The 10,219-nt window shown below is 75.4% G+C and carries 6 protein-coding genes; 5 read left to right on the top strand and 1 reads right to left on the bottom strand.

What is annotated here, in order from left to right; translation table 11 throughout:
* Positions 1–45: 45 nt before the first annotated feature.
* From PKE99_RS36245 to PKE99_RS36260, 4 genes are read left to right on the top strand one after another with little or no spacing between them, the layout of a single operon-like run.
* Positions 46–1,551, top strand: a complete 1,506-nt coding sequence (locus tag PKE99_RS36245) for a hypothetical protein (RefSeq protein ID WP_037054052.1) — start codon at positions 46–48, stop codon at positions 1,549–1,551.
* Positions 1,544–2,260: a hypothetical protein gene (locus PKE99_RS36250; RefSeq protein WP_037054055.1), complete on the top strand. Its 717-nt coding sequence runs from the start codon at positions 1,544–1,546 to the stop codon at positions 2,258–2,260. The genes PKE99_RS36245 and PKE99_RS36250 overlap by 8 nt, the downstream gene beginning before the upstream one ends.
* Complete coding sequence (locus PKE99_RS36255) at positions 2,257–6,624, top strand: hypothetical protein (RefSeq protein ID WP_037054057.1); 4,368 nt, start codon at positions 2,257–2,259, stop codon at positions 6,622–6,624. The genes PKE99_RS36250 and PKE99_RS36255 overlap by 4 nt, the downstream gene beginning before the upstream one ends.
* A 35-nt stretch (positions 6,625–6,659) precedes the next feature.
* Positions 6,660–7,712 (top strand): hypothetical protein, encoded by a 1,053-nt coding sequence (locus tag PKE99_RS36260; protein ID WP_156068093.1) that lies wholly within the window; start codon positions 6,660–6,662, stop codon positions 7,710–7,712.
* A 45-nt stretch (positions 7,713–7,757) separates the two neighbouring features.
* On the opposite strand, the gene xylB is transcribed toward PKE99_RS36260, so the two are convergent.
* The gene (gene xylB, locus PKE99_RS36265) at positions 7,758–9,155 is read right to left on the bottom strand and encodes a xylulokinase (RefSeq protein WP_037054059.1); all 1,398 of its coding nucleotides are present in this window, start codon (positions 9,153–9,155) and stop codon (positions 7,758–7,760) included.
* On the opposite strand from xylB, the gene PKE99_RS36270 reads away from it, so the two are divergent.
* Positions 9,154–9,978 carry an NAD-dependent epimerase/dehydratase family protein gene (locus PKE99_RS36270; RefSeq protein ID WP_051738342.1) on the top strand — a complete coding sequence of 275 codons (825 nt, stop codon included), beginning with the start codon at positions 9,154–9,156 and terminating at the stop codon, positions 9,976–9,978. The genes xylB and PKE99_RS36270 overlap by 2 nt on opposite strands.
* Positions 9,979–10,219: the final 241 nt, after the last annotated feature.

The following is a 10,219-nucleotide window of genomic DNA, read 5'->3' on the forward strand; positions in this document are numbered from 1 at the left end:
GGGCCTGAGAGTTTTCTGTCGGTAGGCCCTTCTAAGGTCGTGACCATGACGGCCGCCTCCGTGGTGTCGCCCGCGGCGGACGCGACCGCTCGGGCGCGGTGGCGCGCGCTCGCGCTCACCGACCCGATCGCGCGGCTGGTGCGCAACGCCGCGCACGCCGGGATCGACGACGAGCTGTTCGACCTCCGCCAGCTCGCGCTGGCCGCCGTGGACCTCGTCGTCGGGTCGATGGGCTTCGCGCGCGAGGCCACCCTGGAGGAGGTCGCGGACGACCTGACCGCGCTCGCGGCCCGGATGCGGCCGGACCGCGCACACCAGGCCCGGGACGTCGCGCAGGTGGTGCTGAAGGGCCTGCTCAACGAGGCGCACGAGCACCGCCGGTTCACCTACTGGTTCGCCGACCTCTCCGGGGACCGGGTCGAGCGCGAGCCCTACAGCTTCCGCCTGCTGTCGCTGCGCGAGGCGGAGTACGGGCCGGTGCTCACGGCGTCGGACCAGGCGATCACGTTGTTCCTGCACGGGCTCGACGTCGACCTGGAGGACGCGGACCGCGCCCTCGCCCACGTCCTGCAGCGCCAGCTCGACGACCGCCGCTTCGACGCCGCGGTCCGCACCGCCGCCCAGGCCGAACGCACGTCGGTGGGCATCGCGGCGACGTTGTCCGAGCTGCTCGACGCCACCCGGCGGGACGTCGGCAGCCACGACTGGCTGGTCGACGTGCCGGAGCGGCTCGCGATCGCCCGCCGGCACGTGGAGGAGCGGATCGCGGAGGACGACCGGTTCCTCGAGCACGTGCAGAGCGGGCTCGACGCCGAGACGAGCGGGGACGTGCGGGCGGCGTCCGGCCGCATCGTCGACCTGCTCGGGCGGGTCCGGCAGGTGCACCTCGACCTGGAGAGACGGCTGGTGGGCGCCCGTGAGGTCTTCCTCGCCGCCCAGGTCCGGCAGCGACTGACGAAACGGCGCCGGCTGCGGATGCTCGCCCTCGGGGAGGACGTGCTGCGCCCCGCCCTGGACCTGCCGCGCGAGCAGGCGGTGGAGGTCACCACCGCGTTCGCCGATCGCTCGCTCGGGGTCGGCGTGCCCCGGCTCGTCCGGTTCGACGACCTGCTCGACCAGCTCTGGGCGCCGCCGCGTCAGCGGGAGACCGTCGAGCCGGTGGCGGAGGAGGCCGGCCTCGAGGAGGCGGCCGAGGAGGACGTCCAGCGCTACCCCGCGGCCGTCGTCGAGGGAGCGCGCGAGGTGCTGTCCGCGGCCCGGGTGACCGAGGAGGGGGCCGCCCTGTCCGAGCTGCTCGAGGCGAGCGGGGACGACGAGGTCGCCGAGCTCGTGCTGCTCACGGCGCTGTGGGCGTTCGCCCCTGACCCCGCGGCGGACGAGGAGGACCCGGACGGCTCGGTCGAGCTGGCCGGGGGCCTGGAGGCGCTGGACGAGGGCGTCGAACTGGACCATCGGCTGGCCCGGGGGCGGGACCTCCGGATACGGCCCCTGCGCCTGGGTGTCGAAGAGGAACCGTCGATCGCGGACGAACTGGAGGCTGTGGGTGAGTGACGCCGTCGCCGCGGATCTGACCGAGGTGCGCGCCGCCGCGGAGCTGCTGGCGTTCGGCCTGCAGCGCAGAGCGAGGCCCGTCGAGGGCAGCGACTACCGCGCCCTCCTGGACCGATACCGCACCGAGCTGCGGTTCCGGGACGTCGTGGACACGATGGCCGAGGGCCTCGGTCTGGAGGCGCTGGGCACCCCACGCTCCGGGATCGTGCTCGCCCCCGAGCCCGGTGGCCCGTTCGCCACCCGGCTCACCGACTTCCGGGCCATGGACCAGTCCGAGCGCCTGGTGTTCGGACTGGTCCTGATCGGCATCGCCGCCTACGCCTACCCCCAGGACGTGGACTTCGACGATCCGGAGACCAAACTGGTGGACCTGGTGAAGGTGGACGAGTTCCTGCGCGCGGCCGTCGACACCCTCAAGGCCCAGGAGGGTGGCGAGGGCACGCCGGAGGAGCGGGCGCGGGTCGCGGCCGAGATCTACAGCGACATGCCCCAGCTGATCACCACGCAGACCGGGCGCCGGGGTCGCGGCTGCACCCTCAAGGCGATCGAGGACGCCCTCGGCTGGCTGGTGGACCAGGGCGCCGCCCGCGAGGCCACCTCGCTGGGGCCGGATGTCTACCACCTCACCGACCGGTTCCGGCTGCTCGTCGCGGACTCGGCGGGCGGGGCGGCCCTGGACGCGCTGCGCGAGCTGCGGGCGGCCTCGTGAGCGCGCCGGTGATGTGGAAGATCAGCCGCGTCCGGATCGATCGCATGGGGCCCCGGGCCGCCCGGTTCCTCGACGTCACACTGGATTTCCGTGACTCGGGGGACGTGCCGCTGGACTCGATCCTCTGGCTGCGCAACGGTGGCGGCAAGTCCACCGTCCTGTCGCTGATCTGCGCGCTGATCCGGCCGGCGCGCAAGGACTTCCTCGCCACCCAGGCCACCGGCAAACACCTCGAGGACTACCTGCTGGACGACGACACCGGACACGTCGTCATCGAGTGGTCCGGTCCGGGACGGCGGCGCCTGGTCACCGGCGCCGTGTACGAGTGGACCGACCGCGCCCAGCCGGCGGACCCGAACCGGGACCACGACCGGCTCACCGCCCGGTGGTACCTCTGCACCGAGGACCGGGCCGGCCGCACCGGGTTCGATGGCCTGCCCATCGGGCAGCGGCTCACCCAGAAGGACTACGTCGCGGCGCTGCGGGAGTGGGACGCCGTGCCCGGCGCGGGCGTCGTGGTCACCGACCGGCAGGACCGCTGGCGACAGGTACTGGACGACCACGGCCTGGATCCCGCGATCTTCACCGCGTTGCTGCAGATGAACGCCACCGAGGGCGGCATCGAGGGCCAGTTCCAGTTCCGCAACGCCGACCAGTTCGTCCGGTACCTGCTGGAGCTGATCGTCGACCCGGACGTGCCCGCGCAGGTCTCGGAGATCCTCGAGAAGGTCCGCTCGGGGCTCGCCGAACGGCCCCAGCTTCTGGCGGACCGGGCCTTCGCCGCCGAGGCCGTCCCGCTGCTGCGGACCCTGGCCGCCTGTCAGGGTGTGCTCGCCGAGGCCACCGGGGCGGCGGAGTCGGTGCAGGAGCGGGCGGTCGCACTGGCCGGGCGGATCGCGGCTGCGGCGGCCGCGGCTCGGCGCGACGAGGCCGCCCACGCGGACCGGCAGCAGGAGCTGTCCGCGGAGGTCGTCGAGCTGCGGTCGGCCGCGGCCGCGGCGGAGTCTCAGGTGGCGGCCCTGCATGGGCTCGCTGCGCGGTTCCGGCTTGCCGAGGCCCGGGCGGAGCTGGCGGCCGCGCAGAAGGCCCAGCGGAGCGCGCGGGAGGTCCGGGCCGCATGGTGGGCGGTGGACCCGCTGCTCCGGTGGCGCGAGGCGCAGGCCCGCGTCCGGTCCCTCGAGGAGCAGCAGGCCGCCGCGGAGCTGGGCGCCGAGCCGCTGCGCCGCGCCGCGGACGAGGCGGCAGCGCGCTACGCCCGCGCGCTCGACGGAGCGCTCGCCGAGCAGGCCGAGCGGAGCGCGGAGCTGCAGGAACGATGCGGGAGCGAGCAGACGGAGGCCGAGGCCGCGCGGGGTCGCGCGGGCGCGGCCCGGACGGTCGAGGGCCGGCTGGCCGCCGAGCAGGAGAACGTGCGGGAGCGGCTCGCCGACCTGGACCGCGCGGTCGCGGCGGCGCGCGCGGCCGGACACGTCGAGCCGGAGGAGGAGGTCCCCGCGGCCCTGCAGCGGCACCGCGCGGCCGCCGCCGCGGCCGCGGAGGACCTGGCCCGGCTCGCCGAGGAACGGGCCGCGGCACGGGAGCGTCGCGAGGAACTACGGGCCATCGAGGAGGGCCTGGCGACCGAGCGGCGCACCGCTCTCGACAGCGTGCACTCGGCCACGCAGCGGGCCGCGGACCTGCGGGAACGTGCGGCCGAGCTCGCCGCCGAGGACCGGCTGCAGGCGCTGAGCGGTGGGGACGCGGTCGATCCGGTTGCCGAGGCGGGCGACCTCGAGGAGCTGCTCACCGCGGCGATCGCGCGGACCGAGCGGCGCCGGACCGAGCTGGCGGTCGAAGGGGCCGAGGACGAACGGGCACTGGAGGCGCTCGCCGCGACCGGGCTCCTCCCGCCGACCCTGGACCTGGGTCGGGCCCGCGCCGTCGTCGAGGAGGCGGGGATCGCCGTCGCCACGGGCTGGCAGTATCTGGCGGACGCGGTGCCGCAGCGCTCCCACGCCGCCGTCCTGCGCGCGGCGCCCGCGCTGGCGTCGGGTCTGCTGGTGCACGCGGCCGAGGATCTCCCCGCGGCCCGCGCGGCGCTCGTCGAGGCGGGGCTTCGCCCGACGACCGCGGTGGTGCTGGCCTCGACGACGGATCTCGACGCGGTGGTCCGGGGGGAGCGGACCGAGGAGTTCGAGCTGGTCCCGCCCGCGGCCGCGCTCACCGATCCCGCAGCGGGGGGCGCCGAGACGGCGGCTCGGGAACAGGCCCGTGTCGGCCGGGTGGACGCGGATCGGGAGCTGACCGCCGTCCGCGACCGGGACGACGATCTCCGCCGCCGGGTCCGGACGCTGCGGCGGGAGTGCCCGCCCGGGACCCTCGAGGAGCTCGACGGCGCGGTCGCCGCGGCCCGGGAGGCCGTCGCCAGCGTGGACTCGGATCTCGAGCGCGTCGCCGCGGACCTTGGTGAGCTCTCCGAGCGGGAGCAGACGATCGAGGGGCTGCGGGAGGCCGCGGAGGCCGCCCGGCGGGCCGCCGACGTCGCCGGCGCCGTGCTCGGCGACCTCGCCACCCGGCTCGCGGCGGCCGAGGAGAGCCGCGCCCGGGCCGCCGCGCTGCCCGCGGAGATCGAGGCGGCGCGCGCCGACATCACCCGCGAGGAGGCGACGGAGGAGGCGGCCCGCCGGATCCTCCGGGAGGTCGAGGAACAGCTCAACGCCGTGCGCCGCGCGACCACGGCCCAGCAGGAGGTCCGCTCCACGCTGGACGTGCCCGCGTCGGCGCTGGAGGCGGCGGAGCCGGTCGCGCCCGCCGAGGCACAGCGGGCGTGGGAGAGCGCCGTGGCGGCGTATCGGCGCGAGGTGTCGGACTCCGCGCTCGCCGCCGCGCTGGACGAGGCCCGGCGCGGGCTCGCGGGTCCAACCGAGCAGGTCAGCGCCCTTCCCGCGGACGTGCGGGAGGCCGCGACGGCGCTCGCGGACGGCCCCGAGGGCGGTGACGCGGAGTCCCGTGCGGCGGCGTCGGCCCGGGCGGAGGCCGCGGCGGAGATCGCGGACGAGGCGGTCGGTGCCGCGCGTACCCGGGTGGACTCCGCCCAGGCCGAGGCCGCGCGCTACCCGCAACCGGCCGACGTCCCGGAGCCGGCGCCGACCACGATCGCGAGTGCGGTGGCGGCGGCGGCGCGGGCGGAGGCGGAGCACGCCGCAGCCCGCGAGGCGACCGAGCGGGCCCGGCTGGAGCTCGACCGTACCGGCGGCCTGCGGGCCGAGGCGCGTGAGCGCGGGCGGGAGCTCGTGCACCAGGGGCAGCTGCTGGGCGTCGAGGGACCGTCCGACGGGGCCGAGGAGATCGGGGTCGAGGAGATCGGCGTCGAGGCTGTCACCGCCGAGGTGAGCGCAATCCGGGAGCGGCTGGACGACACCGCTGCGGCCGTCCGGCGGGGCCGCGCGGCCGTCGACGAGGCGGCGAAGGAGATCACGGTGTGGTCCTCGGCGGACCGGTTCGCCGAGGTCAAGCCGGCTGTGCGGGACCGGTTCCGGGTCGCCGACGTCGTCGACGAGCTCGGCGACGGCGTAGGCGCGCTGGCCGAGGACCTGGACAAGTACGCCGTCAATCTGCAGGGCAGGCTGGACGAGCTGGAGCAGCACAAGTCGGTCGTCGTCACCGCGATGAGCGGGATGGTTCGGCAGGCGCTCAAGTCCCTGGCGCGGGCGCAGACCCTGTCCGAGCTCCCCGAGAACCTCGGCGCGTGGGCCGGGCACCGGTTCCTCGACGTCGGGCCGCGGTCGGCCGTCGAGACGGCGGACGCGGTGGTCCGGGACCGCTGTGCCCGGCTGGTGGACGTGCTCACCGCCCGCGGTGCGGAGGTCCCGCGCGGTCTGGAGCTGCTCTGGCAGGCCACGAATGCCGTCGTCGGGGACGGGAACTGGCGGGCCCGGGTGCTCAAGCCGTCCACGGCGCTGGCCTTGGAACGGGTGTCGGTCGAGCGCATGCGCAAGTGGTCCGGCGGCGAGAAGGTCACCATCTCGCTGTTGCTGTTCTGCATGGTAGCCAAGCTGCGGGCGACGAGTCGCGGCCGGGACGTCCCGGGGCTGGGTGCGCTGCCGCTCGACAACCCGCTCGGCAAGGCCAACTACGTGGTGTTCCTCGACCTGCAGCGCAAGGTCGCGGCCGCCAACGGCGTGCAGTTGATCTTCCTGACCGGGGTCGGCGACATGAAGGCCGTCGGCCGCTTCCCGAACATCATCCGGCTGCGCAACGCCGCGAATCGGGGCCGAGAGTACGTCCGGGTCGCCGAGCGGACCCTCGCCGACGAGGACCCGGCGGGCGCGATCGACAGCACTCGGATCCACCGGGACGACCCGGTCGCCCTCACCCTGCTGTGACCCGGTCCCGACTCGCGACCGCCCTCGCGGAGGCGGTGACCCGGTCGTCCGCGCGGACCGTGCAGGTCGAGGCCCTGCGCCTGGTCGCGGTTGCTGCGGACGCGAGCCTCGAGCTCGCGGCGGACGCCCGCCAACGTCTCCTCGACGCCCTGCGGGAGCTGGCCTCGGCCGGAGAGATCGTGCTGCCCGCCGAACGGGGAACCGGTTGGGACCGCACCCGGCGTCCCGCGCTGCCGGTGTGGGTGCGGAAGGCGCCGGCTCGGCCGTCCCCACCGGCGGCGCGCCGGGAGCTCGTGCGTCCAGCGGAGCTCCGCGCGGTGGACGCGCTGTTCCGCTCCCATCCGCCGGGCGAGGCGCAGCGTGCGCTGGTGGACGCGGTGCAGCTGTTTCTCCGGGACGGGCGCGGCCCGTTCCATCCCGCGCGACGGTCCGGAGCCGCGCCGGTTCCGGTCGAGGAGCGGCCGGCGGTGCCCTTCGCCGAACGTTCGCTGGAGCTGACCGGGGACGAGAAGTACCTGGATCAGGCACGGACGACCCGGCTGTTCACCGACGGCATCCTCACCCCCGACCTGCTCCGCGCCTTCCCGGTGTCGAGCCCACTGGGCACGGAACACCTCGGGCCCGGCCCGGTCACCCTTCTCGTCGAGAACGTCGCGACCTTCCACAGTCTCGTTCGGCGGCTGCGCGCGGCACCGGGGCCGGCCGGTTCCGTCGTCCTCGGCGGAGGGAGCAGGCTCGCCGGCGTGCTGCGTTCCCTCGCGGCCCGACCCGAGCGGCCCCTCGAGCTGCGGTACTTCGGGGACCTGGACCCGCCGGGCGTCCGCTTCCCCGGTCGGGCGGACACGGCTGCCCTGGGCCTGCCGCCCCTGCTGCCAGCGGTCGCGCTGTACTCGTTACTGGTCGAGGCCGGGACCTCGCGCCCCGACCGAGAGCGCTCGGCCCGGGCCGGCGCGGCACCGTTGGACTGGCTCCCCGCGGCGATCCGGTCGAGGACCGCGGAGCTGTTCGCATCGGGAGAGCGGCTGGCACAGGAGTGGGTGGGCTACGAACAGCTCGCGGCACAGGACCCCACCACGCTGTCGCGATGAGCACCAGCGTCGTCGAACCATGATCGAACGACGCTGATGCTCCTCTCACCGTCCGAGTCGCGGGAGATACTTCTCCGCCGCCTCGCGGTAGCGCTCCTCCAGCCCGTCGGTGAGGTCGCCGTCGTAGCGCTCCGAGGTCCCGCTCGCCCAGCGCGGGGGCTCGGCACCGTCGGAGAGCACCCAGGCGGCCTGGCGGGCGGCGCCGTCGGCCACGTACTCGCCGGGCTCGGGCACCACGACCGGCACGCCGAAGACCGTGGGGGCGATGCGCCGCACCGCCTCGGAGCGGGCCGCCCCGCCGATCAGCATGATCTCGTGCGCGTGCACGCCGACTGCGGCCAGCGCGTCGACCCCCGCCTTCTGCCCGGACAGCATGCCCTCGATCGCGGCGCGGGCCAGGTTGGCGGGCGTGGCGTTGGCCAGCGTCATGCCGTGGATCGCGCCGGTGGAGTCCGGCAGGTTGGGCGTGCGCTCGCCCTCGAGGTACGGCACGAGTGTGAGGCCCTCGGCGCCGGGCGGGGCGGAGAGGGCGAGCCGGGACAGCTCGGTGTGGTCGACGCCGAGGAGGCGGGCCGCCGCGTCGAGCACCCGGGCGGCGTTGAGCGTGACCACGAGCGGCAGGAAGGCGCCGGTGGCGTCGGCGAACCCGGCGATCGTGCCGGTCGGGTCCGTGCCCTGCCGGTCGCCGCGGGCCGAGACCACCCCGGAGGTGCCCAGGGAGACCACGACGTCGTCGCCGGCCCCGAGCCCGAGCGCGGCGCCCGCGTTGTCCCCGGCGCCGGGGCCGAGCCGGAACCGGGGGCCCTCGACGGACTCGGTGGGTCCGAGCACCCGGGGGAGGACGACGTCGTCGCGGCCGAGGCCGAGCCGCAGCAGGTCGCGGCGGTACTCGCCGGACGAGGCGTCGAAGTAGCCGGTGCCGGAGGCGTCCGACCGGTCGGTGACCAGCGCATCCAGCTCGCCGCTCCCGGCCAGGTGCCAGGTCAGCCAGTCGTGCGGGAGGCAGACGGCGGCGGTCCGGGCGGCGTTGGCGGGCTCGTGCTCGGCGAGCCAGCGCAGCTTGCTCACGGTGATCGAGGCGACGGGGACGGTGCCGGTCGCGTCCGCCCATGCCTGCGCGCCCAGCTCCTCGACGAGCGCGGCGGCGGCGGGGGCCGAGCGGGTGTCGTTCCACAGCAGGGCGGGCCGGACGACCTCGCCGGTCTCGTCGAGGCACACCATCCCGTGCTGCTGCCCGGCGACGCTCACGGCCGCCACCTCCGCGAGCCCGCCGGCCTCGTCGAGGGCCTGCTGCAGCGCGGCCCACCAGTGCTTCGGCTCGATCTCGGTCCCGTCGGGGTGCGCGGCCCGGCCGGAGCGGACCAGCTCCCCGGACTCCGCGTCCCGGACGACGACCTTGCAGGACTGTGTCGACGAGTCGACGCCGGCGACGAGCTCACCCATGCCGCCCACCCTGCCCTGCGCGACCCCTCCTGCGCGAGGGCAGGATCACGGCGTGCAGCGAGTACTGATCACGGGAGCCGGCGGACGGATCGGGCGGATGCTCCGGGCGCGGATGCCGCGCCCCGACCGCGAGTTGCGCTTGCTCGACCGCGTGCCGGTCGACGAGCCCGGCGCGATCACCGCCGACGTCGCCGACCTGGACGCGATGATCGCCGCGTGCGAGGGCGTCGACGCCGTCGTGCACCTCGGCGGGATCTCCGGCGAGGCGGACTGGGCGTCGATCCGGGACGCGAACATCGAGGGCACGTACGCCGTGTTCGAGGCGGCGCGACGGACCGGGGTCCGGCGGGTGGTGTACGCGTCGAGCAACCACGCCGTCGGGTTCGTCCACCAGCCCGACGACCCCGATCTCGACATGCCCGACGACGTCGGGCCCCGCCCCGACACCTACTACGGCGTGAGCAAGGTGCTCGGCGAGGCGCTCGGCAGCCTGTACCACGACCGGCACGGGCTCGACGTCGTCTGCCTGCGGATCGGCACCTGCGCCGACGAGCCCCACGACCTGCGCGGACTCTCCACCTGGCTCTCGCCCGACGACTGCGCCCGCCTGGTCGAGGCCGCGCTCGCGACGCCGTCGCCGGGCTTCCGGGTCGTCTGGGGCGTCTCGGCCAACACCCGCCGGGTCTGGTCGCCCGAGGGCGGCGCCGCCATCGGGTACGTCCCGCAGGACGACGCCGAGGTGTTCGCCGGCCGGATCGGGCCCGGTGATCCGGCGAAGGACGAGGCCGGGCGGAGATACGTCGGCGGGGCGTTCACGCTCTGACGACGACGAAGATGTGCGACTCGGACGCCTGAAACTGCCGACTCGCGGGTCCGGAACTGCCGACTCGCGGGTCCGGATCTCCCGACTCGCGGGTCCGGATCTCCCGACTCGCGGGTCCGGATCTCGCGACTCGCGGGCGCCGGTGGGCTGTGAAGTGAATTGACCGCAGCCTGACTACGCGGTCTTGTCGAGGGTGACGCGGTAGCCGAGGTTGTGGAGTTGGCCGACGAGGCGGTCGCGT

Source organism: Pseudonocardia halophobica, from assembly GCF_027922425.1.
Classification (GTDB): domain Bacteria; phylum Actinomycetota; class Actinomycetes; order Mycobacteriales; family Pseudonocardiaceae; genus Pseudonocardia; species Pseudonocardia halophobica.

Excerpts from the sequence above, each read along its gene's own strand:
- PKE99_RS36245 (WP_037054052.1), top strand. The coding sequence starts at position 46 with ATGACGGCCGCCTCCGTGGTGTCGCCCGCGGCGGACGCGACCGCTCGG.
- PKE99_RS36270 (WP_051738342.1), top strand. The coding sequence starts at position 9,154 with ATGCCGCCCACCCTGCCCTGCGCGACCCCTCCTGCGCGAGGGCAGGAT.
- xylB (WP_037054059.1), bottom strand. The coding sequence starts at position 9,155 with ATGGGTGAGCTCGTCGCCGGCGTCGACTCGTCGACACAGTCCTGCAAG.